Here is a 23,838-nt window from a genome sequence, read left to right on the forward strand (position 1 = left end):
GCGCCGGCCTGACGACGAGGACGGCCAATCATGAAAGCCCTGTGGCGCGGCCTGACCGTTGTCGCCCTGCTCGGCCTCGCCGCCACGCTGCTGGTCGCCGTGCTCGGCCTGCCGCCGGCACCGGTCAAGCTGGCCGGCGAAGTCGCCGCCAAGCTCGGCGCCAGCGGCGTCAGCCACCCGGTCACCGCCGTGCTGCTCAACTTCCGCGGCTACGACACCTTCCTCGAAGTCGCCGTCCTGATCATCGCTTTACTCGGCATGCTCGCCGCCGGCCTGCCGCCGCCGCCACCGACCGGCAGCCGCAACGACATGCTGCCGACGCTGGCCCGCCTGGCCGTGCCGCTGATGGTGCTGGCCGCCGTCTATCTGCTGTGGGCCGGTGCCTTCCGCCCCGGCGGTGCCTTCCAGGCCGCCGCCGTGCTCGCCGCCGCCGCCGTGCTGCTGCACCTGGCCGAAATCCTCGCCCCCTGGCCGCGCGAGCGGCGCGGCCCCTGGCTGGCGATCGCCGGCGGCTTCCTGCTCTTTCTCGCCATCGCCGCCGCGCTGCTGGCCAACGGCGGCTTGCTGCGTTATCCGCCGGAACACGCCGGCCTGCTGATCGTGCTGATCGAGAGCGGGCTGACCGTCTCGCTGGCGGTCAACCTGGCCGCCTTCTTCCTGCTCCGGGCGGACAAGGCATGAGCGCCGGCCTGATCTACGCCGCCACCGGCTGCCTGCTGTTCGTCCTCGGACTCGGCGGCGTGCTGCTGCTCAAGGCCTTGTTGCGCCGCATCCTCGCCTTCAACCTGATGGGCAGCGGCGCCTTCCTGGTCCTGGTCGGGCTGGCCCAGCGCGACGGCACGCCGGACCCGGTGCCGCAGGCCATGGTGCTGACCGGCATCGTCGTCGCCGTCGCCGCCACTGCGCTGGCGCTGACCCTGGCCCGGCGCTGGCACGCGCTGACCGGGCGCGAGGACATCGCCCGGGTCCGCGACATCGGCCGGCGGATCCGGCGCAAGGCCAACGACAGACGGAAAACCGCCCGATGACCCCGCTGCTTGATCCGCTCGCCTGGCTGATCCTGCTGCCACTGCTGTGGGCGACGCTGGCCTTCGTCGCCGCCGACCGCCATGGACCGATGCTGGCGCTGGCCGGCATCGGCGGCCAGCTGCTGTGCGTCGTCGCGCTCGCTGGCGACGTTGCCAGTCACGGCAGCAGCGGCCACCTGGCCGGCGGCTGGGCCGAGCCGCTGGGCATCCGCCTGGTTGCCGACGGCCTGTCGCTGGTCATGCTGCTGCTCACCCAGGGCGTCGCGCTGGCGCTGGCGCTCTACGCCCGCAGCTATTTCAGCCAGGCCACGCCGCCGGCCTTCTGGCCGCTGACCGGCTTCCTGCTGGCCGGCATGAACGCGCTCTTCCTCTCCGGCGACCTGTTCAACCTCTACGTGACGCTGGAACTGGTCGGCCTGGCTGCCGTTGGCCTGGTCGCCGCCGGCGGCGGCGCAGCGCAGATCGCCGCCGCCTTGCGCTACCTGCTGGCGACGCTGGTCGGCTCGGGCGCCTACCTGTTCGGCGTGGCGCTGATCTACGGCAGTTTCGGCACCGTCTCGGCCAGCCTGCTCGGCAGCCTGATCACCAGTGAGGCGCCGCTCGCCGTGTGGCTGGCCGGCGGCCTGATGCTGACCGGGCTGCTGGTGAAGACCGCCCTGCTGCCCTTCCACTTCTGGCTGCCGCCGGCCCACGGCGGCGCCCCGGCGCCGGTGTCGGCACTGCTCTCGGCGCTGGTGGTCAAGGCCTCGTTCTACCTCTTCCTGCGTCTCTGGCTCGGCCCCTTCGCCGCGCTGACCGAGGCCCTGCCGGCGCTCGCCCAGCTGCCGGCCGCGCTCGGCGCCGCCGCCATCCTCTGGGGGTCGTGGCAGGCCATCCGCGCCGACCGGCTGAAGATGCTGGTCGCCTATTCGACGGTCGCCCAGCTCGGCTACCTGTTCCTCATCTTCCCGCTGCTCGGCACCGGCGCCCTGGCGCTGCAGGCCGGCATCCTGCAGGCGACGGCGCATGGCCTGGCGAAGGCGGCGATGTTCGTCGCCGCCGGCACGCTGATCAAGGTCGGCGGCAGCGACCGGGTGCTCGGCGTCGCCGGTGCCGCCGCGCATCTGCCGGTGAGCTTGTTCGCTTTCGCGCTGGCCGGGGTGACGCTGATGGGTCTGCCACCGTCGGGCGGTTTCCTGGCCAAGTGGCTGCTGATCGACGCGGCGCTCGCCGCCGGTCAACCGTGGATTGTCGTCGTCGCGCTCAGCGGCGGGCTGCTTGCCGGCATCTACGTCTTCCGCGTGCTGCGCCTGGCTTTCCGCCGCCCGACCACGCACGATGACGTGCCGCTGCCGCAGCGGCCGGCAGCGCTGCTCGAATGGACGGCGTTCGCGCTGGCCGCCGGCAGCGTGCTGATCGGCCTGGGCGCGGCGCCGCTGCTCGCCCTGATCGCCGGAGTCCAGCCATGACCAGCAACCAGTGGCTGCCGCTGGCGGTGATCGCCTCGTCGCTGTTACCGGGGCTGATCATCTTCGCCCTGCCGGAAAAGCGCGTCGCCCTGCGCACCGCGCTCAACCTCGCCGGCGCGCTGGCCAAGGCCGGGCTGGTCGGGCTGCTCATTGCCGGCGTCGCCGCCGGAGAGGAATACGGCCTGCGCCATGCCATCGCCCCCGGCATCGAAATCGTCTTCAAGGCCGACGCCCTGGCCCTGCTCTTCGTCACGCTGTCGGCGGTGCTGTGGCTGTTCACCACGCTGTACGCCATCGGCTACCTCGAACACGCGCCGCATCGCAGCCGTTTCTTCGGTTTCTTCAGCCTGTGCGTCACCGCAACCATGGGCATCGCCATGGCCGGCAACCTGTTCACCTTCTTCGTCTTCTACGAGTTGCTGACGCTGGCCACCTTCCCGCTGGTCGTCCATCGCGGCACGCCGCAGGCCATGCGCGGCGGCAGCATCTACCTTGCCTACACCCTGGCCGGCGGCGCCGCACTGCTCGCCGGCATCGTCTGGCTCGACCACCTGGCCGGCCCCGGCGAATTCACCCAGGGCGGCCTGCTCGCCGCCATCCCGGGGCTGGACCCGCTGACCCTTCAGCTGATTTTCGCGCTGCTGATCGCCGGGGTCGGCGTCAAGGCCGCCATCGTCCCGCTGCACGGCTGGTTGCCGCAGGCGATGGTCGCGCCGGCGCCGGTCTCGGCGTTGTTGCATGCGGTCGCCGTGGTCAAGGCCGGCGCCTTCGGTATCGTCCGCATCGTCTATGAAATCTACGGCATCGAGTTCGCCCAGTCGCTTGGCCTGCTCCTGCCGCTGGCCGTTATCGCTGCCGTCACCATCCTCTGGGGCAGTAGCCGGGCGCTGTTCCAGAACGACCTCAAGAAGCGGCTGGCCTTCTCGACCGTCAGCCAGGTTTCCTACATCGTCCTCGGCGTCGCGCTGTTCGGGCCACTCGGCACCATCGGCGGCCTGGTCCACCTGGTCCATCAAGGCATCATGAAGATCACCCTGTTCTTCTGCGCCGGCAATTACGCCGAGACCCTGGGCATCCACAAGGTCAGCGAAATGGACGGGGTCGGCCGGCGCATGCCGCTGACCACGCTGGCCTTCAGCATCGGCGCCCTGGGCATGATGGGTGCGCCGCTGACCGCTGGCGCGGTGAGCAAGGCCTGGCTGTCCGACGGCGCCAGCGCCGCCGGCATGGACTGGGCGATCTGGGTGCTGTGGGGGTCTAGCCTGCTCAACGCCGCCTATTTCCTGCCCATCCTCCACCGGGCCTGGCTCAAGCTGCCGCCGCCCGACTGGCCGCACGAGGAAATCCACCCGGTCGGCCGGCGCGAAACCGCCTGGCTGCTGCTTCTGCCGCCGCTGTTCACGGCCGTGTTGACGGTCGCCGTCGCCCTGTTCGCCGATAGCAGTTTCAGCCCGCTGGCCTGGGTACGCTTGATTGCCGAGCGGGAATACCCGAACATCTCGCCATGAACCTGAATTCCCTCTTCGCCGCACGCCCCAAACCGCTGGCCCAGATCGGTATCTGGGCAGCCGCCATCGTCGTCACCGGCCTGGTCGGTTACCTGCGCATGAACAGCCCGGCCAGCCATGAATTCCACCTCTTTTTCCTGCTGCCGATCGCCGCCGTCGCCTGGTTCATCAGCCTGCCGCGAGCTGCCATGCTGGCCGTGCTGGCTGCCGTGCTGTGGTACCTCGCCGAACGGCAACTGAGCGCCGGCGGACTAGAACGCGGTCCGCTGCTGTTCAACACGCTGCAGCGCCTCGTCCTGCTGGTCGGCTTTGCTTGGCTGCTCGACCGCCTGCGCAAAGGGCTGGGCCAATAAGCGTGAATCCCTTCCGCAACCTTGCCGCCGGCACCTGGTTGCAACTGCTGGCCATCGCCATCGGCGGCTGGTTACTGGCCATTGTCCTGACCCATGTTGATCGGCAACAAGTCGAAGCACTTGACCTGCAACAGACCGAGACGCAGTTGCGCTCCGCTGCCCTGCGGCTTGAGCGCGACCTGCAGAACCACAAGCAGATTCACTACGATTTCGCCGCGACCCTGCCGCCCGACCTCAACTTCGACGAAGCCCGCCTGCGCGAACTCTCCGACAAGCTGATCAACGAACACCGCAACATCATCAACCTGACGCTGTCGCGCCATTACGAAGTGGTTTTCGTCCATCCCTTCGCCGGTAACGAAGCTGTCCAGGGGATGAATTACGCCAACCGGCCCTACATCATGACCGGCATCGAGCGCATGCTGGCCGTCCGCGACACGGTGCTGACCGGGCCTATCGACCTGGTACAGAGCGGCCGCCCCGGCCTGGTCAGCCGCACACCGATCTATTTTTCCGTCGGCGAGGGGCAGGCAGAGGAATTCCGGGGCGTCGTCTCCTCGGCCATCGATCTCGACGGGGTGCTCGCCGATGCCGGCCTGATCGGCCGCGACAGCAGCTTCACCCTGGCCATCCGCGGTCGCGACGGCGCCGGTGCGAGCGGGGAAGTATTTTATGGAGACCCGGCGCTGTTCAAGCAGGCGCATGTTGCCATCGACGTCCATCTGCCCGGCGGCGAATGGCGCCTGGCCGCCAAGCCACTGGCCGGCGACCCCTACAACACGCTGCGCCAGTGGCTGACCCGCGGCGTGATTGCCTTGCTGACCCTGGCCCTGATGCTGCGTCAGTTGTTCCGCCACCACAACGACAACCCGGTGACTCGAGTCGGCCGCATCGGCCTGCGCACCTTCCTGATCGGTTCCCTGCTGCTCGTCCTGTTGCCCATTGTCGTCGTCAGCGGCTGGATTTCCTACGTCAATGCCCGCCAGGCCGCCGACCGCTTCGCCCAGAACATGGCCGACGCACTCGGCGAACGCATCCATGACCGGGTTGCGGCCTTTTTCGAAGTACCCAGACGGGTTGTCGCCTTCAATGTCGAGCAAGCCCGCGCCGGCTTGTTCGATCCCGATCAGCGCGAGCGGATGATGCAGGACTTCCTCCTGCAGATCCGCCAGCAACCCCTGCTGACCTTCATCTCCGCCGGCATGACCGACGGCGAATACTATGCCGGCAGCCGGCCACCACTCGGTGCCGACCGCGGCCTGCGCCTGCTGCATGCCCGCATTGCCGACAACCGGAGCATGCACATTTACCGGGTGGACGATGCAGCCCGGCCAACCACACTGGTAACCCAGACCAACAACGCCTTCGATGCGCGCACCCGTCCATGGTTCATTGCCGCCCGCGAAAGCGGCCGCATCGCCTGGTACCCCGCCTACCGCTACGCCATCAACGACGCCCAGGGCGCTTACGACACCATGGGCATCGGCATGTCGTCGCCGCTCCACGATCCGGCCGGTCGCTTCATCGGCGTCACTACCGCCGACGTCGCCCTGTCCCAGCTATCAACCCTGCTTGCCGAAATGAGCGAGGACTCCGGGGGAATCGCCTTCCTCGCCGAAAGCGACGGCAAGCTGCTGGCCAGTTCCAGCAGGCACCCGATCTACCGGACCAACGGAGAAACGATCCGGATCACCCTGGCCGGCAGCGACGATCCCCTGCTGCGCGCCGCCGGAGAGACCATGCGCGACGACGGCAAGCCCGAGGGCAGCGCCTTCGTGCTGGTCGACGAAAAGCGCTATCTGGTCGACTGGCGCCGACACCAGCTGGAACAGGGACAAGTCCTGAACATCGGCCTGATCCTGCCGCAATCGCATTTCGACACGCTGGCCAGCAGCATGCTGCAGAACGTCATCTACCTCGGCCTGCTGGTCACCGGTTTCGGCATATTCATCGGCCTGCTCGCCAGCGACTGGATCTCGCGCCCGCTGATCCGCCTGTCCGGCGCCGCTGCCGGCATCGCCGCCGGCAACTGGCGCCCGACCGGCGGTGACAGCACGCCCTTGCGCGAAGTCTCCAGCCTCTACGAAGCCATCGACGACATGGCCCGGCAACTGCGCGACCACACCGACAGCCTCGAACGCCAGGCCGCCGAACTGCGCAGCGGCAACGAGCGCATGGAAATCGAAATCGCCGAGCGGATGCGCTCGGAAGCACGCATCCAGGCACTCAACGTCGACCTGGAAATTGCCAACCAGACCCTGCAGCAAGCCAAGGAGGCTGCCGAGTCGGCGAACAAGGCGAAATCCGCCTTCCTCGCCAACATGAGCCACGAGCTGCGCACCCCGATGCACGGCATCATGGGCATGGTTTCGCTGGTCCGCGCCCGGGTGGCCGACCAGAAGATGCAGCACCAGCTGGACCGGGCCATGGAGGCAGCCAATCGCCTGCTGCTGATCCTCAACGACATCCTCGACCTGTCGAAGATCGAAGCCGAGCACCTTGGCCTGGAAAATGCGGAATTCCGTCTCGAGCAGGTACTCGACAACCTGGCCGACCTTCTAGGTCACAAGGCTGCCGAAAAACGCCTCGAATTCCGCATCGACCCGCTGCCATCCGACGCTACCGGCAACTTCAGCGGCGATGCCCTGCGGCTCGGCCAGGTACTCACCAACCTGGCCGGCAATGCCGTCAAATTCACCGAGCGCGGCGAAGTCGTCATCACCGTTTCAGTCCTCGAATCAACCGCCGACGACAGCCTGCTGCGTTTCACCATCCGCGACACCGGCATCGGCATCGATGCCGAACAGCTACGCCGGCTGTTCAATGCCTTCGAACAAGCCGACAGCTCGACCACCCGCAAGTACGGCGGCACCGGTCTCGGGCTGGCGATCAGCAAGAAGCTGGTACACCTGATGGACGGCCAGATCGGCGTGGATAGCACGCCCGGTCAAGGCAGCTGCTTCTGGTTCACCGTCCGCCTGCGCAAGGCGGCCGCCCATGCGCCGCAGCCCGCCACCATCGTGCCCGAGGAATCGGCCGAAGCCCAACTCAGCCGGCGCCACCGTGGCTGCCGCATCCTGCTCGCCGAAGACGAGCCGATCAACCAGGAAGTCACGCTCGGTTTGCTGGAAGAAAGCGGCCTCTCCATCGACCTCGCCAACAACGGCCAGGAAGCTGTCGATCTCGCCCGCCTGACGCCGTACGCACTGATCCTGATGGACATGCAGATGCCGGAAATGAATGGCATCGAAGCCAGCCGCGCCATCCGCGCCGACAGCCTGAACCGCGACACCCCGATCCTGGCCATGACCGCCAACGCCTTCGCCGAAGACAGGCAACGCTGCCTCGACGCCGGCATGAACGACCACATCGGCAAGCCGGTCATCCCGGAACAACTGTTCGCCAGCCTGCTGCACTGGCTGGATGCCCGTAAAAAAGCCGAAGACTGAGCTTCGGCTTGTCGGCAGCGCTGGCCGGGCTTACTCGACGCCCTGCGACGCCAGGTAGTCCTCGTAGCCGCCCAGGTAATCGACGATGCGGCCGTCGCCCTTGACTTCGAGCACGCGAGTGGCGAGCGAGGAGACGAATTCGCGGTCGTGCGAGACGAAGATCAAGGTCCCCGGGAATTTCTCCAGGCCGCTGTTGAGCGCTTCGATCGATTCCATGTCGAGGTGGTTGGTCGGTTCGTCAAGCACCAGTACGTTCGGCTTCTGCAGCATCAGCTTGCCGAACAGCATGCGACCCTGTTCGCCGCCGGAGATGACGTTGACAGCCTTCTTCTGCTCGTCGCCGGAAAACAGCAGGCGACCGAGGGTGCCGCGCACCAGAGTTTCCAGATCGCCACCTTCCTCGACCGAGGCGCGGGCGTAGCCGACGATCCATTCGGTCAGGCTCTGGGTGCCGGCGAATTCGGCGCTGTGGTCCTGAGCGTAGTAGCCGGTCTTCGCCTTTTCCGCCCACTTCAGCGTGCCGTATTGCGGCTGCAGTTCGCCCATCAGCAGCTTCAGGAAGGTCGTCTTGCCGACGCCGTTCTCGCCGATGACGGCGATCTTCTCGCCGCCGTTGATGGTCAGCGTCAGGTTGTCGAAGATCTTGCGCTCGCCGCCTTCGTAGGCGAAGGTCAGGTTCTCGATCTCGACCGCCTGGCGATGCAGCTTCAGCTTCTCGTCGTATTCGAAGCGGATCCACGGATACTGGCGCGACGACGGCTTGACGTCTTCCGGCTTGAGCTTGTCGATCAGCTTCAGACGGCTGGTTGCCTGCTTCGCCTTGGAGGCGTTGGCCGAGAAGCGGCGGACGAAGGTCTGCAGTTCGGCGATCCGTTCCTTGGCCTTGGCGTTCGCCTGCGACTGGCGCTCGCGGGCCTGCTGTGCAGCTTCCATGAAGTCGTCGTAGTTGCCGGCATAGGTAGTGATCTTGCCGTAGTCGAGGTCGGCCATGTGGGTGCAGACCTGATTCAGGAAGTGGCGATCGTGGGAGATGATGATCATCGTCGAATCGCGGTTGTTGAGCACGTCTTCCAACCAGCGGATGGTGTTGATGTCGAGGTTGTTGGTCGGTTCGTCGAGCAGCAGGATGTCCGGGTTGGCGAACAGCGCCTGACAGAGCAGTACGCGCAGCTTCCAGCCCGGGGCGACTTCGCTCATCGGGCCGTTGTGCTGGCTGGTCGGGATGCCGACGCCGAGCAGCAGCTCGCCGGCGCGCGATTCGGCGGTGTAGCCGTCGTATTCACCGACCTTGCCTTCGAGTTCGGCGGCGCGCATGTAGTCGTCTTCGGTCGCTTCCGGGTTGGCGTAGATGGCATCGCGTTCCTGGATTGCGGTCCACAATTCCTCGTGGCCCATCATAACCACGTCGAGGACACGCATGTCCTCGTAGGCAAACTGGTCCTGGCGCAGGTAGGCCATGCGTTCGTGAACGTCCTTGGAGACATTGCCGGCCGACGGCTCAAGCGCCCCGCACAGGATCTTCATGAAGGTCGACTTGCCGGCGCCGTTGGCGCCGATCAGGCCGTAACGATAGCCCTCGCCAAACTTGACATTGACGTTTTCAAAGAGGGGCTTGGCCCCGAATTGCATGGTAATGTTGGCAGCAACGAGCACGACGATTCCGATCCGGCAAGTATTTCAAAAGAGACGGGATTTTACCCTTTTTGCGCGCCGGACCGCGGCCGCCGGCCCCATTTTTGTGCACCGCGGTGTAACATCGCGGCCGACAATAACGCGCAAAAAACCTGGAGACAGCACCATGGTCCCCCATCTCACCACGGCCCTGACCGGCCCGCTACTCGAACTCGAACGGCGCTTCCTCGAAGCCAGTCCGCAGATCGAACACTGGCTGCGCGGACAGTGGCTGGAACACACCCCGCCCTTCTATTCCTCGGTCGACCTGCGCAATTCCGGCTTCAAGCTGGCGCCGGTCGATACCAACCTGTTCCCCGGCGGCTTCAACAACCTCAACCCGGCCTTCCTGCCCCTGTGCGTCCAGGCCGCGATGAGCGCGATCGAGAAGTTCTGCCCGGAAGCCCGGCGTCTGCTGCTCATTCCCGAGAACCACACGCGCAACCAGTTCTACCTGCAGAACGTCGCCCAGATCGCCGCCGTGCTCAAGCAGACCGGGCTGGAAGTCCGTATCGGTTCGCTGATTCCCGACCTCGCCGGACCGACCCCGGTGGACCTGCCGAACGGCCAGCAACTGCTGCTCGAACCGCTGGTGCGCAACGGCAACCGCGTCGGCGTCGCCGGCTTCGAGCCCTGCGCCATCCTGCTCAACAACGACCTGTCGGCCGGCATCCCGGAAATCCTCGGCAATCTCGACGAACAGTACGTGCTGCCGCCGCTGCACGCCGGCTGGGCGGTGCGCCGCAAATCCAATCACTTCGCCGCCTACGACCAGGTCGCCAACGACTTCGCCCGCGAAATCGGCATCGACCCGTGGCGCATCAACCCGGCTTTTTCGGTCTGCCGCTCGATCAACTTCCACGAACGTCAGGGCGAGGAATGCCTGGCCGCCAATGTCCAGGCCGTGCTCGACCTCGTCGCCGAGAAATATCGCGAATACGGCATCGCCGAGACCCCCTACGTGGTCGTCAAGGCTGACGCCGGCACTTACGGCATGGGCGTGATGACGGTGCGCAACGTCGATGAAGTGATCGCGCTCAACCGCAAGCAGCGCAACAAGATGAGCGTGGTCAAGGAAGGCCTGGAAGTCTCCGAAGTGCTGATCCAGGAAGGCGTGCATTCCTTCGAGACGGTCAACGACGCGGTCGCCGAGCCGGTCATCTACATGATCGACCGCTACGTCGTCGGCGGCTTCTACCGCGTCCATACCGGCCGCGGCAAGGACGAGAACCTCAACGCGCCGGGCATGCACTTCGAGCCGCTGGCCTTCGAGACCGGCTGCAACCTGCCCGACTACCGCTGCGGCAACCCCGATTCGCCACCCAACCGTTTCTACGCCTACGGCGTCGTCGCCCGCCTGGCCTGCCTGGCGGCGGCGGTCGAGCTGGAAAACACGGGCTAGGGCGAATGCAGCTCAGCTTCGCCAAGGAAATCTCGGGCAAGGGGGCCAGCCTGTCGCTGGCCTTTGTCGTCGATCCGCTGAGCACCCGAAAAGCTTTCAACGACCCCGGCGTGGCCTTGATGCGCGCGGCGCAGAGCCACGGTCACGAGGTCTTCGCCATCGAAGCCGCCTCGCTTGGCTGGCGCAAGCCGGAAGCCGGCCATCCGGGCGGCGTCTTCGGCGAGTTGATCCACCTCCACCTGCGGCCGGACGACCACGACTGGTACCGCGAAACCGGCCGCGAATGGCGGCCGCTGAAAGGCCTGGACGCGGTCATCGTCCGTCTTGACCCGCCGCTCGACCGCGAATTCCTCGCCGCCACCTGGCTGCTGGAGCGGGCCGAAGCCGACGGCGTGCGCGTCATCAACCGGCCGCGTGCGCTGCGCGAGCATGCGGAAAAGGTGGCCATCACCGAGTTTCCGCAATTCGCGCCGAGCAGCCTGATCAGCCGCGACATGGGGCAGATCCAGCATTTCATCGACGAACAGCGCGATGTCGTCCTCAAACCGCTGGACGGCTGCGGCAAGGTGCCGGTTTTCCGCGTGCATCGCAACGACCCCAACCGCAACGTCATCGTCGAGACGCTGACCGACCACGGCAGCCGCACGATCATGGCGCAGATCCACCTGCCCGAGATCGGCCAGGGCGACAAACGCATCCTGCTGATCGCCGGCAAGGTCGTGCCCTGGTGCCTGGCGCGCATTCCCAAGGCCGGCGAGACGCGCGGCAGCCTGGCCGCCGGCGGCACCGGCGTCGCCCAGGAAGTCAGCGCCCACGACCGCCACCTTGGCGAAACCCTCGGCCCACTGCTGCTCAAGCGCGGTCTGCTGATCGTCGGTCTCGACGTCATCGGCAACGCGCTGACCGGCATCAACGTCACCCACCCGGCCGGCATGGTCGAAATCCGCCAGCAAAGCGGTTTCGATTCCGCCGGCGCCTGCATCACTGCCATCGAACACGCATGCGGACTCTCCTGATCGCCCTCCTTTCGCTGACCCTCGCCGCCTGCGGCAAGGCGCCCCTGCAGGAACAGCAGGCCTTCGTCTTCGGTACCCGGGTCGAGGTCATCGTCGTCGACGCCGACCCCGAGCAGGGCCGCAAGGCCATCGCCACGGTACTGCGCGAATTCGACCGCATGCACCGCGCCTATCACGCCTGGCAACCGTCCGAACTCACCGAGGTCAATGCCGCTTTCGCCGCCGGTCGTTCGCATCAGGTCAGCCCGGAGATGGCCGAATTCATGGCCGAGGCGCAGGCGCTCGCGGCGCAGGGCGATTACCTGTTCGACCCGGGCATCGGCGCACTGATCAAACTGTGGGGCTTTCACGCCGACGAATTCGAGGCGCGCCTGCCCGATCCCACCGCCATCGAGGCCTGGCGCGGCCAGCGCCCGTCGCTGGCCGACCTGATCATTACCGGAACCACGGTATCCACCCGCAACCCGGCGCTGGCCCTCGATTTCGGCGGCTACCTCAAGGGCGTCGCCCTCGACCGCGCCGCCGCCATCCTGCGCGAACAGGGTATCCGCAATGCACTGATCAACATCGGCGGCAATGTCCTCGCCCTGGGCAGCAAGGAAGGCCGCAAATGGCGCATCGGCATCCAGCACCCGCGCCAGCCCGGCCCGCTGGCCACGGTCATGCTCGACGACGGCGAGGCCATCGGCACTTCCGGCGACTACCAGCGCTACTTCGAACTCGACGGTAAGCGCTACGCCCACCTGATCGACCCGCGCACCGGCTGGCCGGTCGATCACACCCAGGCGCTAACCGTGCTCATCCCGGCCAGCGCCAAGGCCGGCACCCTGTCCGATGCGGCGTCCAAGCCCATTTTCGTCGCCGGCCCCGATGGCTGGCGGGCGATGGCCGACAAGATGCAGACGCCGCTGGTCATGCGCGTCGACCGTGACAACCGCATCTTCGTCACCGAGGCCCTGAACAAGCGCCTGGAATACATCGGCAAGCCGCCGGAAATCACCGTGGTGCCCTGATCTTTCCTTGAAAGGCCAATGCCGCTCCGTTATGCTGGCGTAGCAACGAAAAACAATAAAACTCACTGGCAGGCGGGATAAGGCAGCACGGAGGAAGCGCCTTGCGCGGCATTTCATTCAGAAAACCGGGGTTCGCCTATAGCCTGGTGCTGCGCATCGGGCTGCTGACGCTGCTCGCCCTCGCCGCTTTCGCCGTCGGCATCATCAAGCTGATCGGCCAACCGACCGTCGAGCGCCTGGCCGAATCGCAGATGCGCCTGGCGACCGAACAGCTCGAATCGCGCTACGAGCGCCTGCTGCATTCGGTCGAGATCACCCTGCGCACCAGCCACGGCTGGGGCCGCGCCGGCAGTGTCGACCACGCCGACCTGCTGCGCTTCAACGAATTCTTCTTCCCGGTCCTGGCCAACCACGACGAGATCAACTCGATCATCCTGGCCCATGAATCGGGCCGCGAATTCTTCCTGCTGCTGACCCCGGAAGGCGGCTGGATCAACCGCATCAGCAACCCGGCCGAATGGGGCCGGCTGAGTTTCTGGATCACCTGGAACAGCCAACGTCAGATCGAGCGCATCGAGATCCGCGAGAGCGATTACGACCCGCGCCAGCGTCCCTGGTTCAAGGGCGCCATGGCGCTCGACAGCGATACCGGCGTGCACTGGACCCAGCCCTACATTTTCTTCACCACGCAGGAACCCGGGCTGACCGCCGGCATGCGCTGGCAGGATGCCGGCGGCGAACGCTACGTCATCGCCCACGACGTGCGCCTCGGCGACATCGCCGAATTCACCACCAGTCTGGCCCTCGGCAGCGCCGGCCAGGCGGCACTGCTGCTCGGTGACGGCCGCCTGATCGCGCCGCCGCGCGACGAGCGTTTCACCGACAGCGAAGCGATCAATCAGGCCCTGCTGAAAACCCCCGAAGAAGCCGGCTTCGGCGAGCTCGCCCAGGCTTACCGGCTGTGGCAGCAGGAATCCCCGCCAGCCGGCAGCGTACGCGCCTTCGAACGGCCGGACGGACGCTGGCTAGGGCTGTTCACGCGGCTCGACGCGAACCGGACCGGCGTCTGGCTCGGTGTCGTCGCCCCGCAACGCGATTTCGTGCCGATCACCGGCAGCGATCTGGCCGTCCTCGGCCTCATTCTGCTCTGCGCTCTCGGCCTGGGCATCGCCGTCGCCATCCGCATCGCCGGCCGCTTCGGCGAACCGCTCAGCGAACTGACCGCGGAAAGCGAGCGCATCGGCCGCCAGGAACTGGACCAACCGGTCACCACCACCGCCCCCTGGCAGGAAGTGGCGCAGCTTGCCGACGCGCTGGAGAACATGCGCCAGCAACTGCAATCCGGCCGCCAGGCGCTGCAAAGCATCAATGCCGACCTCGAAATGACGGTCGCCCTGCGTACCAGCGCCCTGCGCCAGAGCCAGGAACACCTGCAACAGCGCGAAGCCTTCTTCCGCGCCATCTTCGACAACGCCGCCGTTGGCATCGTCAGCCTCGATCCCGAATTACGGGCCACCGAAAGCAACCGGGCCTTTGCCGATTTCGTCGCCCGGACCCAGGACAGCCTGCGTGAATTGCACGATCTGTCGCTGACACCGGCCGAAACCGAACGCCTGCAGAACGCACTGCAGGCCATCCTGACCGGTGAGGAAAATGGCCTGCGCAGCGAATTCGAGTTCATCGACGCCCACGGCGCGACGCGCTGGGGCGATATCCAGGTGGCCGCGGTCCGCGACGAGGCCGGCACGATATCGTCGCTGCTGGTCAGCGTGCTCGACATCTCCGACCGCCACGAAATGCAGGTCGAACTGATCCGCCAATTCGCCTTCCAGCGTGCTCTGCTCGACACCATTCCCAATCCCATCTTCTACAAGGGCGAGCACAGCCGCTTCCTTGGCTGCAACCGCGCCTACGAGGAATTCTTCGGCATCGACCGCGGCCAGTTCATCGGCAAGCGCGTGCTCGATCTGGAATTCCTGCCCGCCGACGCACGTGCTGCCTTCCAGGCCGAGGATGAAAAACTGATCGCCGAATGCGGCCGGGTCAGCCGGGTGGTCAGCATGCAGCGCGCCGATGGCGAGATCCGCGACACCCTGTACGCAGTCAGCGGCTTCCGTTCGCCGGACGGGGCGCCGGGCGGGCTGATCGGCGTCATCGTCGACATCACCGCCCAGAAGGAAGCCGAGCGCGAAGCCGAGAAGGCCCGCGCCGCTGCCGAATCTGCGGCCGCCGCCAAGGCCGACTTCCTGGCCAACATGAGCCACGAGATCCGCACTCCGATGAACGCCATCATCGGCATGACCCACCTGGCGCTGCAGACCGAACTCAACCCGCGCCAGAAAAACTATCTGAACAAGGTCGATGCCGCCGCCAAGGGCCTGCTCGGCATCATCAACGACATCCTCGACCTGTCCAAGATCGAGGCCGGCATGATGCGCTTCGAACGCACCGTCTTCAGCATCGACGCGGCCCTGCAGCATCTCGGCGACCTGTGCGCGATCAAGGCCCGCGAACGCGGGATCGAACTGCTGTTCGACCTGTCGGCCAACGTCCCCGACCGGCTGATCGGCGATCCGCTGCGCCTCGGCCAGGTCCTGCTCAATCTGGTCGGCAACGCCGTCAAATTCACCGAACAGGGCGAGGTGACGGTCACCGTGACGCTCGCCGAACAACGCGATCACGACGTCCTGCTGCGCTTCGCCGTACGCGACACCGGCATCGGCATGAGCCAGGAACAACAGGAGCGGCTGTTCAGCGCCTTCTCCCAGGCCGACAGTTCGACCACCCGCAAATACGGCGGCACCGGCCTCGGCCTGTCGATCTGCAAACGCATCGTGGACCTGCTCGGCGGACAGATTTCGGTCACCAGCCAGCCCGGCGAAGGCAGTTGCTTCACCTTCGAACTGCCTTTCGAACCGGCCGGCAGCGAGCCCGACGAGCCGCGCCGGCTGGGCATCCCGTCTGACCTGCGGACCCTGGTCATCGACGACAGCCCAGGCGCCCGCGAAGTATTCGCCCACATGTTCGCGGCGCTCGGCATCGATTGCCGGGTGGCGGCCAGCGGCGCCGAAGCCCTGGTCGAAATGGCCGCCGCCCGTCAGGCCGGCCGCCCCTACCAGTTGCTGCTGCTCGACTGGAAGATGCCGGGCATGGACGGCGTCGAACTGGTCGCCTCGATCCGCCAGGACGCGCCCGGCGACGATGCGCCGGCGGTGATCATGACCACCGCACACGACCACGACGAATTGCGCGACGCGCTGCATCCGCACAAGGTCAGCGCCATCCTCGGCAAGCCGGCGACGCCGTCCGGCCTGTTCGACAGCATCATGCTGGCCCTGCACCGGGCGCCGGGCGTGCCCGAAGCCCCGCGTGACGCCCAGGACAACAGCAAGCTGGCCGGGCACCGCGTGCTGCTGGTCGAGGACAACGAAGTCAATCGCGAACTGGCCGAAGAAATGCTGGCCGGCTTCGGCCTGCGCGTCGCCACCGCAGCCAACGGCGCACTCGCCGTCGACGCCGTCCGCACCGGCCGCTTCGACCTGGTGCTGATGGATTGCCAGATGCCGGTGATGGACGGCTACGAAGCCACCCGGCGCATCCGCGCGGATCTCGGCCGGGATGAACTGCCGATCATCGCCATGACCGCCAATGCCCTGGCCGCCGACCGCGAACACTGTCTGGCCTGCGGCATGAACGACCACATCGCCAAACCGATCGACATCGCCAACCTGCGCAGCACGCTCGACCACTGGCTAGGCCAGTTGCCACCGGTCGCCGACGTCGAGACCACCGATCCAACCCCATTCACCGACGACGAACCTATCGACAGCGCCACCGCCATCGCCCGCCTGGGCGGTAATCGGGGGCTGCATACCCGCCTGTTGGGACGCTTCGTCGAGGACCAGGGCAACTTCATCGTCCGCCTGCAATCCGCCCGGGCGCGCGGCGCGGTCGACGAAATGATCCTGCTCAGCCACACCATGCGCGGGCTGGCCGGCAATATTGGCGCCGACAAGCTCGGCCGCCTGGCCGGCGAACTGGAACAGACACTGAAGCAGCAGCCCGGCAATGGCGAACGCATCGAGCAACTCTGCCAGGCCCTGAGCGTCTCCCTCGACGGCGTCCTCGCCACCATTGCCCGGCACACCGGCACGGCAATCCCGAAACCCGCTGCCGGAACCGAACTCGACCCCGCCGAACTGGCCCGCCTGCGCGAACTGCTCGGGGACGACGACGCCAGCGCCGTTCAGGTCTTCGAAGACCTGGCCGACGCCCTGCGCAGCCGCCTCGACCCACAGGCCATCGACGATCTGACGCGCGCCATTGGCAGTTACGATTTCGAAACCGCCATCACCCTCCTCGACACGCTTGTCGCAACACTCCCGACCCGAGCGCAACAAACATGACTCCACTGCTGCCCAAGCAAAGCATCCTGGTCGTCGACGACAGTCCGGAAAACATCACCATCCTCAGCGACGTGCTGTCCCACGACTACCGCATCCGCGTCGCCACCTCCGGCGAGAAGGCGCTGAAGATCGTCTATTCCGACGAACCGCCCGACCTGATCCTGCTCGACATCATGATGCCCGGCCTGTCCGGCCTGGAAATCTGCCGCCGGCTCAAGGCCAACCCCGACCGTCGGCGCATCCCGATCATCTTCGTCACCGCCATGAGCAGCACCGAGGACGAGCAGCGCGGCCTCGAACTGGGCGCCGTCGACTACATCACCAAGCCGATCAGCCCGCCCATCGTCAAAGCCCGCGTGCGCACCCACCTGGCGCTCTACGACCAGTCGCGCGAACTCGAACGCATGGTCCGCCAGCGCACCGCCGAACTGATGACCACCCGCCAGCAGATCATCCGCCGGCTGGGCCGCGCCGCCGAGTTCAAGGACAACGAAACCGGCAACCATGTGCTGCGCATGAGCCACTACGCCCGCCTGATCGCCGAAGCCCACGGCCTGGGCGACGAAGCCGCCAGCATCATCTTCAACACGGCGCCGATGCACGACATCGGCAAGATCGGCATTCCCGACGCGATCCTGCTCAAACCCGGCAAACTCAACGCCGAGGAATGGAAGATCATGCACCAGCACCCGATCATGGGTGCCGAAATCATCGGCAAGCACGACAACGAACTGCTCGAAACCGCCCGTATCATCGCCCTCTCCCACCACGAGAAATGGGACGGCAGCGGCTATCCGCGCCAGCTCAAGGGCGAGGAAATCCCGCTGGAAGGCCGCATCGTCGCCATCGCCGACGTTTTCGACGCCCTGGTCTCGGTCCGTCCGTACAAGCCGGCATTCGCGCTCGACGACGCGCTGCACTTGATGGACGAGCAGACCGGCAAGCACTTCGATCCAGCGTTGATGGAAGCCTTCCGCAAAACGCTGCCCGAAGTCCTGCGCATCCGGGAAATTTACGCCGACGAAAACGGTGCCCTCACCGATCTCGAATTCCAGATCCGCGAGATTTACGACCACCGGAACGATCCGGCCGGTTATCCGGGCGTCCTGACCAGCCAGAAGGAAGGCGACTGATCAGCTATTCCGGCTGGCGCGAATCGATGCTCAGCGTCACCGGTCCATCATTGACCAGCGCAACCTGCATGTCGGCGCCGAACACGCCAGTCGGTACCGGCTTGCCCAGCGCTGCCGCCAGTTTGTCGACAAAGGCGGCGAACAGCGGCCCGGACACATCGCCGCGCGCAGCGCGGCCCCACGACGGCCGGTTGCCCTTCTTCACCGACGCATAGAGCGTGAATTGCGACACCGCCAGGATGTCGCCGCCAGCCTCGACGACGCTGCGGTTCATCACCCCTTCTTCATCGGCGAACAGGCGCAGGCGTACCAGCTTGCCGGCCATCCAGTCGAGGTCGGCCGCGCCGTCGCCCTCCTCGAAGCCGGCCAGCACCAGCAGACCCGGCCCGATGCGCCCGGTGACGGCGCCATCGACAGCCACTTCGGCCGACTTCACCCGTTGAACGACAACCCGCATGGCCTCACTCCGCGGCGATGGCGGCGCGCAACTGCGCCGCGTACTGTTCCAGAACGTCGCGCGCCGGGTCCTTGCGCGGCCACGACAGGCCGATGCCGTCGTCGCCCCAGCGCGGCAGCACGTGCATGTGGAAATGGAACACCGTCTGGTCGCCCTCCTTGCCGTTGCACTGCAGCAGCGTCAGCCCGGGCGGGTTGTACGCCTTGCGGATCGCGTGCGCCACCCGGTGCGCCGTGCGCATCGCCGCAGCGGCCTCGTCCGGCGTCAGTTCGAGCAGGTTGTCGGCGTGGCGCTTGACGGCGACCAGCGTGTGCCCGGGGTTCAACTGGCCGAGATCGAGGAAGGCAATCGTCTGCTCGTCCTCGTACACCTTCGACGAGGGAATCTCGCCAGCCACCAGTTTGCAGAAAATGCACTGTCCCGGCGGGGAGGTATCGACGAACATGGGCATGGCGGTCTCCTGAAGCAAAAGGACCGATTGTATGCGAGCCACTGGCGTCCGCCGCCCATTCGGACTACCTTCGTCACCTGTCGAGAATTCAACCCCCGTAAATGAAGACGCTCATCCTGCACACCGGCGGCACCATCGGCATGGTCGCCGCCGCCGACGGCTACCGACCGACGCCCGGTTTCCCCGCCCGCCTGCGCGCCGCACTCGCCGCCCGCGACGGCAAGCGCCTGCCTGACGTCGACATCGTCGAACTCCCGCCGATCGACAGCGCCGACCTGCGCCCCGGCCACTGGCCGACCATCGCCCGCGCCCTGCTCGACCGCTGGGACGACTACACCGGCTTCGTCATCCTGCACGGCACCGACACCATGGCCTGGAGCGCCTCGGCGCTGTCCTTCATGCTGCGCGGCACCGACAAGCCGGTGATCCTGACCGGCGCCCAGATACCACTGGGCGAGGCCGGCAGTGACGCGCTGGCCAACGTCGACGGCGCGTTGCACTTTACCGCCGTCGACCCGGTGCCCGAGGTCGCCATCCACTTCGGCGGCCGACTGCTGCGCGGCAACCGCAGCCGCAAGCTCGCCGCCACCGAATTCGCCGCCTTCGACTCGCCCAACGACCTGCCCCTGGCCGAAGCCGGCGGCCCCGCCCAGCGCGACCGCATCCTCAGCCCCGGCGAAAAGTGCTTCGTCGTGCCCGAATTCGACGACCAGGCCGTCGCCGTCCTCACGCTCCACCCCGGCATCGCCGCCAGGACGGTCGATGCCGTCACCGCCAATCCCCGCGTCCGCGGCCTGATCCTGCAAACCTACGGCGTCGGCAACGCGCCGCAAGGCGACCGCGAGCTGATGGCCGCGCTCGAACGCGCCGCCGCCCGCGGCATCGTCCTGGTCAATACCTCCCAATGCCTGATCGGCGGCGTCAGCCAGGAAACCTACGCCACCGGCGCCGCCCTCGCCCGCATCGGCGTCGTTGCCGCCGGCGACATGACGCTGGAAGCCGCTTTCGCCAAGCTGCATTGCCTGCTCGCCAGCGAAAACGACGCCGCCAAGGTGCGCCAGGGGCTGAGTCAGTGCTGGTGCGGCGAGAAAAGCTGAGGTTTCACGTGGAACCTGAGGTCTGGCCTCAATCGCCCCGCCAGGCAATCAGGCGCTCCCTGAATGCCTGGTCGGCCCCCTGGTAGTAGGTAATCGCCGTCGCGCAGCATGTCGCGGCCGTAGAAGGTCGAGGTGTAGTCGAAGCCGAGCCGGCCAAGCTTCTGATTGTCGTCGGGCATGAAGAAATGGCGCAGATGCGGGCGAATCCCGCGAACGGGCGCCATTCTTCAGCTTCCGGGTTAACCGGAGATTAACGGTCTCACCAGCCTATCGACGCTTGCCTGGCAAATACCTCGTCAGGCGGATTTCTTCAGCGTCCCAAGCAGCCAGTGACCCAGCGCTGCGGCGATCAGCAGCACCAGCACACCCAGGCCCCAGATGCCCCAGATCAACGGGCTGAGCCAACTGATCGCGGAAGCCAGGAAAGGCGCGCTCTGCGAAACAACCTCGATGAAATTGCCGAACCCGGCCTGGAAAATTTGCGCCCAGGCAGGATCAACCCAGACCGCCAACCAGGCCGGCAAAGGAATGGCTTCGGCGACTGCGCCAAGTTCCTGGGCGGTCGGCAAGGTGTTGCCGAAAGTCTGGACCGTCCAATCGACAAAGTGCACCGCAATCAGTGCCGTACCTGTCCAGAGAAGCATGGCTAGGGCAAACAGGGACCAGATGATCATTCTCATTTTTGGGTTTCCTTTTCTAGACGACGGGAAAATGTGGATCGTTTTTTTCCGTGCAGGATAGAGGGAAAGCCGCGCGCCTCCTTCCGGAAAAACCGGATACATGGCCCCTGAAATCAAGAAGGCCACTCTTTCGAGCGGCCTTCTTGTTCTGAGCACTGAGCAGGAATCAGGACATCGTCAGCGGGAAAATTCCCTTAAATGTCGATCCTGGCATTCAGCGCATTGGTCTCGATGAATGCCCGTCTCGGCTCGACCAGCTCACCCATCAGCGTGGTGAAGATCTCGTCAGCGGCAATCGCGTCGTCGATCTGCACGCGCAGCAGGCGGCGAACCTTCGGGTCCATGGTGGTTTCCCAGAGTTGTTCCGGGTTCATTTCACCAAGGCCTTTGTAGCGCTGTTTGGCGATGCCGCGTTCGACTTCGTTGAGCAGCCACTTCATGGCTTCGCCGAAGTTGGCGGCGACCTGTTTCTTTTCGCCGCGGGCCATGATACCGCCGTTGCCGAACAGGTCGGCGAGGGTTTCGGCGGTGCGCTTGAGTTGCAGGAAGTCGCCGGAGAGCAGCAGGTCTTCGTCGATCAGGCCAACCTTGAGGTTGCCGTGGTGCATGCGTTCGACGCGCAGCGTCCAGCGTTCCTGGATGTCGTCGAACTTGGGCACCATGCGGGTGCCGGCCGGGATGTGGCGGGCGATCAAGTCGGCGCTGGTGCGGGCCTGGTCTTCGCTGGAGAGATCGACGGCCAGGTTGTGGCGGACGATGGCCTGCAAGACTTCCGGGTTGATCAGGTGCGACAGGCGCTCGATGATCGCTTCAGTGGCCAGCCAGGAACGGGCGAGGCCTTCCAGGGCCGGGCCGGTGATCGGCGTGCCGCCGGTCGGGGACAGAACGGCTTCGTCGAGGGCCATGTTGAGCAGGAACTGGTGGAATTCCTGGTCGTCCTTGAGGTAACGCTCGGTCTTGCCGTGCTTGACCTTGTACAGCGGCGGTTGGGCGATGTAGACGTAGCCACGGTCAATCAGCTCGGGCATCTGGCGGTAGAGCAAGGTCAGCAGCAGGGTGCGGATGTGAGCGCCGTCGACGTCCGCGTCGGTCATGATGATGACGCGGTGGTAGCGCAGCTTCTCGACGTTGAAATCGTCCTTGCCGATGCCGGTGCCGAGTGCGGTGATCAGGGTAACGATCTGCTCGGAGGAAATCAGCTTGTCGAAGCGCGCCTTCTCGACGTTGAGTACCTTGCCGCGCAGCGGCAGGATCGCCTGGAACTTGCGGTCGCGGCCCTGCTTGGCGGAGCCGCCGGCGGAGTCACCCTCGACGATGTAGATTTCGCACTGGGCCGGGTCTTTTTCCTGACAATCGGCGAGCTTGCCGGGCAGGCCGACGCCGTCGAGCACGCCTTTACGGCGCGTCATTTCGCGGGCTTTGCGGGCCGCTTCGCGGGCGCGGGAAGCTTCAACGATCTTGCCGCAGATGGTCTTGGCGTCGATCGGGTTCTCGAGCAGGAAGTCAGCCAGTTTCTGGGCAACAACTTCCTCGACCGCCGGGCGGGCTTCGCTGGAGACCAGCTTCATCTTGGTCTGCGACGCGAACTTGGGATCGGGCATCTTCACCGACAGCACGCAGGCCAGGCCTTCGCGCATGTCGTCACCAGAAATCTCGACCTTGGCCTTCTTGGCGATCTCGTTTTCGTCGATGTACTTGTTGATGACCCGGGTCATCGCCGCGCGCAGGCCGGTCAGGTGGGTGCCACCGTCGGACTGCGGGATGTTGTTGGTGAAGCAGAGCACCTGTTCCTGGTAGGAATCGTTCCACTGCATCGCCACTTCGACGCCGATGGTGACGCCGTCACCGCCGACCTTGGCTTCACCGGTCGAATAGAAAATCTTCGGGTGCAGGACGCTCTTGGTGCGATTGACGTACTCGACGAAGCTCTGCACACCGCCGGCGAAAGCGAACAGTTCTTCCTTGCCGGAACGCTGGTCGACCAGCTTGATGCTGACGCCGTTGTTCAGGAAAGACAGTTCGCGCAGGCGCTTGGCCAGGATTTCGTAGTGGAATTCGACGTGGCCGAAGATTTCCTCGTCGGCGAGAAAATGGACTTCGGTACCGCGCTTTTCGGTGTCGCCGAGGATTTTCAGCGGCGAGATTTCAAAACCATCGCGGGTTTCGATGCAGCGATCGACCGGCACGCCACGGCAGAATTCCATGAAGTGCTTCTTGCCGTCGCGGCGGATGGTCAGACGCAGGAACTTCGACAGCGCATTGACGCAGGAGACGCCGACGCCGTGCAGACCGCCCGAGACCTTGTACGAGTTCTGGTTGAACTTGCCGCCGGCGTGCAGTTCGGTCAGCGCGATTTCGGCAGCCGAGCGCTTGGGCTCGTGCTTGTCGTCCATCTTGACGCCGGTCGGGATGCCGCGGCCGTTGTCGATGACCGAAATCGAGTTGTCGGTGTGAATGGTGACGATGATGTCGTCGCAGTGACCGGCCAGCGCTTCGTCGATGGAGTTGTCGACGACTTCGAAAACCAGGTGGTGCAGGCCGGTGCCGTCGGAGGTATCGCCGATGTACATGCCCGGCCGCTTGCGCACGGCCTCCAGGCCTTCAAGGATCTGGATGCTGGATTCGCCATAGGCTGGCGCCGCACTTTGCGGGACGTTCTCTTCACTCATTGTTCTTGGTTCCACGTGAAACTTGGCCCGTCCGCGTGGACGGGCCTGAAGCGGTGC

General features: G+C 65.8%; 18 protein-coding genes. 12 read left to right on the forward strand and 6 right to left on the reverse strand.

Features of this window, described 5'->3' with window-relative positions; translation table 11 throughout:
• The first annotated feature begins 30 nt into the window (after positions 1-30).
• The 6 genes from AADV58_RS01610 to AADV58_RS01635 are packed head-to-tail and all read left to right on the forward strand — an operon-like array spanning position 31 to position 7,786.
• Positions 31-681, forward strand: a complete 651-nt coding sequence (locus AADV58_RS01610) for an MnhB domain-containing protein (protein ID WP_341743900.1) — start codon at positions 31-33, stop codon at positions 679-681.
• Positions 678-1,028: an NADH-quinone oxidoreductase subunit K gene (locus tag AADV58_RS01615; protein ID WP_341744525.1), complete on the forward strand. Its 351-nt coding sequence runs from the start codon at positions 678-680 to the stop codon at positions 1,026-1,028. Before AADV58_RS01610 ends, AADV58_RS01615 begins: the two co-directional genes overlap by 4 nt.
• A complete protein-coding gene (locus AADV58_RS01620; protein ID WP_341743901.1) occupies positions 1,025-2,476 on the forward strand; it encodes a complex I subunit 5 family protein in 1,452 nt (483 codons plus the stop codon). The genes AADV58_RS01615 and AADV58_RS01620 overlap by 4 nt, the downstream gene beginning before the upstream one ends.
• Positions 2,473-3,984, forward strand: coding sequence for a complex I subunit 5 family protein (locus AADV58_RS01625; protein WP_028993912.1), 1,512 nt, complete (start codon positions 2,473-2,475; stop codon positions 3,982-3,984). The genes AADV58_RS01620 and AADV58_RS01625 overlap by 4 nt, the downstream gene beginning before the upstream one ends.
• Positions 3,981-4,337, forward strand: coding sequence for a hypothetical protein (locus AADV58_RS01630; protein WP_028993911.1), 357 nt, complete (start codon positions 3,981-3,983; stop codon positions 4,335-4,337). Before AADV58_RS01625 ends, AADV58_RS01630 begins: the two co-directional genes overlap by 4 nt.
• Before the next feature lie 2 nt (positions 4,338-4,339).
• Complete coding sequence (locus AADV58_RS01635) at positions 4,340-7,786, forward strand: ATP-binding protein (protein ID WP_341743902.1); 3,447 nt, start codon at positions 4,340-4,342, stop codon at positions 7,784-7,786.
• A gap of 30 nt (positions 7,787-7,816) precedes the next feature.
• Here AADV58_RS01635 and AADV58_RS01640 read toward each other — a convergent pair whose 3' ends face one another.
• A complete protein-coding gene (locus AADV58_RS01640; protein WP_424243826.1) occupies positions 7,817-9,439 on the reverse strand; it encodes an ABC-F family ATPase in 1,623 nt (540 codons plus the stop codon).
• Between the two features lie 145 nt (positions 9,440-9,584).
• On the opposite strand from AADV58_RS01640, the gene gshA reads away from it, so the two are divergent.
• From gshA to AADV58_RS01665, 5 genes are all read left to right on the forward strand, one after another.
• Positions 9,585-10,859 (forward strand): glutamate--cysteine ligase, encoded by a 1,275-nt coding sequence (gshA, locus tag AADV58_RS01645; RefSeq protein ID WP_281981350.1) that lies wholly within the window; start codon positions 9,585-9,587, stop codon positions 10,857-10,859.
• Between the two features lie 5 nt (positions 10,860-10,864).
• The gene (gene gshB / locus AADV58_RS01650; protein ID WP_051295220.1) at positions 10,865-11,875 is read left to right on the forward strand and encodes a glutathione synthase; all 1,011 of its coding nucleotides are present in this window, start codon (positions 10,865-10,867) and stop codon (positions 11,873-11,875) included.
• Complete coding sequence (locus AADV58_RS01655) at positions 11,860-12,888, forward strand: FAD:protein FMN transferase (RefSeq protein WP_281981346.1); 1,029 nt, start codon at positions 11,860-11,862, stop codon at positions 12,886-12,888. The genes gshB and AADV58_RS01655 overlap by 16 nt, the downstream gene beginning before the upstream one ends.
• Positions 12,889-12,989: 101 nt before the next feature.
• Positions 12,990-17,294: a response regulator gene (locus AADV58_RS01660; protein WP_341743903.1), complete on the forward strand. Its 4,305-nt coding sequence runs from the start codon at positions 12,990-12,992 to the stop codon at positions 17,292-17,294.
• Positions 17,291-18,427, forward strand: coding sequence for a response regulator (locus AADV58_RS01665; RefSeq protein WP_028993904.1), 1,137 nt, complete (start codon positions 17,291-17,293; stop codon positions 18,425-18,427). Before AADV58_RS01660 ends, AADV58_RS01665 begins: the two co-directional genes overlap by 4 nt.
• Positions 18,428-18,431: 4 nt before the next feature.
• Here the strand turns inward: AADV58_RS01665 and dtd are convergent, their stop codons facing one another.
• Positions 18,432-18,884, reverse strand: coding sequence for a D-aminoacyl-tRNA deacylase (gene dtd / locus AADV58_RS01670; RefSeq protein ID WP_341743904.1), 453 nt, complete (start codon positions 18,882-18,884; stop codon positions 18,432-18,434).
• Positions 18,885-18,888: 4 nt separating this feature from the next.
• The gene (locus AADV58_RS01675; protein WP_341743905.1) at positions 18,889-19,335 is read right to left on the reverse strand and encodes an HIT family protein; all 447 of its coding nucleotides are present in this window, start codon (positions 19,333-19,335) and stop codon (positions 18,889-18,891) included.
• Between the two features lie 101 nt (positions 19,336-19,436).
• On the opposite strand from AADV58_RS01675, the gene AADV58_RS01680 reads away from it, so the two are divergent.
• Positions 19,437-20,432: an asparaginase gene (locus AADV58_RS01680; RefSeq protein WP_341743906.1), complete on the forward strand. Its 996-nt coding sequence runs from the start codon at positions 19,437-19,439 to the stop codon at positions 20,430-20,432.
• On the opposite strand, the gene AADV58_RS01685 is transcribed toward AADV58_RS01680, so the two are convergent.
• The 3 genes from AADV58_RS01685 to gyrB form a co-directional block, all read right to left on the reverse strand.
• Positions 20,405-20,656: a hypothetical protein gene (locus AADV58_RS01685; RefSeq protein ID WP_028993900.1), complete on the reverse strand. Its 252-nt coding sequence runs from the start codon at positions 20,654-20,656 to the stop codon at positions 20,405-20,407. The two genes, AADV58_RS01680 and AADV58_RS01685, sit on opposite strands and share 28 nt — an antisense overlap.
• A 72-nt stretch (positions 20,657-20,728) precedes the next feature.
• Entirely contained in the window at positions 20,729-21,112 is a 384-nt protein-coding gene (locus tag AADV58_RS01690) for a hypothetical protein (RefSeq protein ID WP_028993899.1), read from the reverse strand.
• Positions 21,113-21,306: 194 nt separating this feature from the next.
• Positions 21,307-23,781, reverse strand: coding sequence for a DNA topoisomerase (ATP-hydrolyzing) subunit B (gyrB, locus tag AADV58_RS01695; protein ID WP_028993884.1), 2,475 nt, complete (start codon positions 23,779-23,781; stop codon positions 21,307-21,309).
• Positions 23,782-23,838 lie beyond the last annotated feature (57 nt).

Source organism: Azonexus hydrophilus (assembly GCF_038368255.1).
GTDB lineage: Bacteria > Pseudomonadota > Gammaproteobacteria > Burkholderiales > Rhodocyclaceae > Azonexus > Azonexus hydrophilus.

Coding starts and splice junctions, on each gene's coding strand:
- AADV58_RS01610 (WP_341743900.1), top strand. CDS start 31: ATGAAAGCCCTGTGGCGCGGCCTGACCGTTGTCGCCCTGCTCGGCCTC.
- AADV58_RS01615 (WP_341744525.1), top strand. CDS start 678: ATGAGCGCCGGCCTGATCTACGCCGCCACCGGCTGCCTGCTGTTCGTC.
- AADV58_RS01620 (WP_341743901.1), top strand. CDS start 1,025: ATGACCCCGCTGCTTGATCCGCTCGCCTGGCTGATCCTGCTGCCACTG.
- AADV58_RS01625 (WP_028993912.1), top strand. CDS start 2,473: ATGACCAGCAACCAGTGGCTGCCGCTGGCGGTGATCGCCTCGTCGCTG.
- AADV58_RS01630 (WP_028993911.1), top strand. CDS start 3,981: ATGAACCTGAATTCCCTCTTCGCCGCACGCCCCAAACCGCTGGCCCAG.
- gshA (WP_281981350.1), top strand. CDS start 9,585: ATGGTCCCCCATCTCACCACGGCCCTGACCGGCCCGCTACTCGAACTC.
- gshB (WP_051295220.1), top strand. CDS start 10,865: ATGCAGCTCAGCTTCGCCAAGGAAATCTCGGGCAAGGGGGCCAGCCTG.
- AADV58_RS01655 (WP_281981346.1), top strand. CDS start 11,860: ATGCGGACTCTCCTGATCGCCCTCCTTTCGCTGACCCTCGCCGCCTGC.
- AADV58_RS01665 (WP_028993904.1), top strand. CDS start 17,291: ATGACTCCACTGCTGCCCAAGCAAAGCATCCTGGTCGTCGACGACAGT.
- dtd (WP_341743904.1), bottom strand. CDS start 18,884: ATGCGGGTTGTCGTTCAACGGGTGAAGTCGGCCGAAGTGGCTGTCGAT.
- AADV58_RS01675 (WP_341743905.1), bottom strand. CDS start 19,335: ATGCCCATGTTCGTCGATACCTCCCCGCCGGGACAGTGCATTTTCTGC.
- AADV58_RS01680 (WP_341743906.1), top strand. CDS start 19,437: ATGAAGACGCTCATCCTGCACACCGGCGGCACCATCGGCATGGTCGCC.
- AADV58_RS01685 (WP_028993900.1), bottom strand. CDS start 20,656: ATGGCGCCCGTTCGCGGGATTCGCCCGCATCTGCGCCATTTCTTCATG.
- AADV58_RS01690 (WP_028993899.1), bottom strand. CDS start 21,112: ATGAGAATGATCATCTGGTCCCTGTTTGCCCTAGCCATGCTTCTCTGG.
- gyrB (WP_028993884.1), bottom strand. CDS start 23,781: ATGAGTGAAGAGAACGTCCCGCAAAGTGCGGCGCCAGCCTATGGCGAA.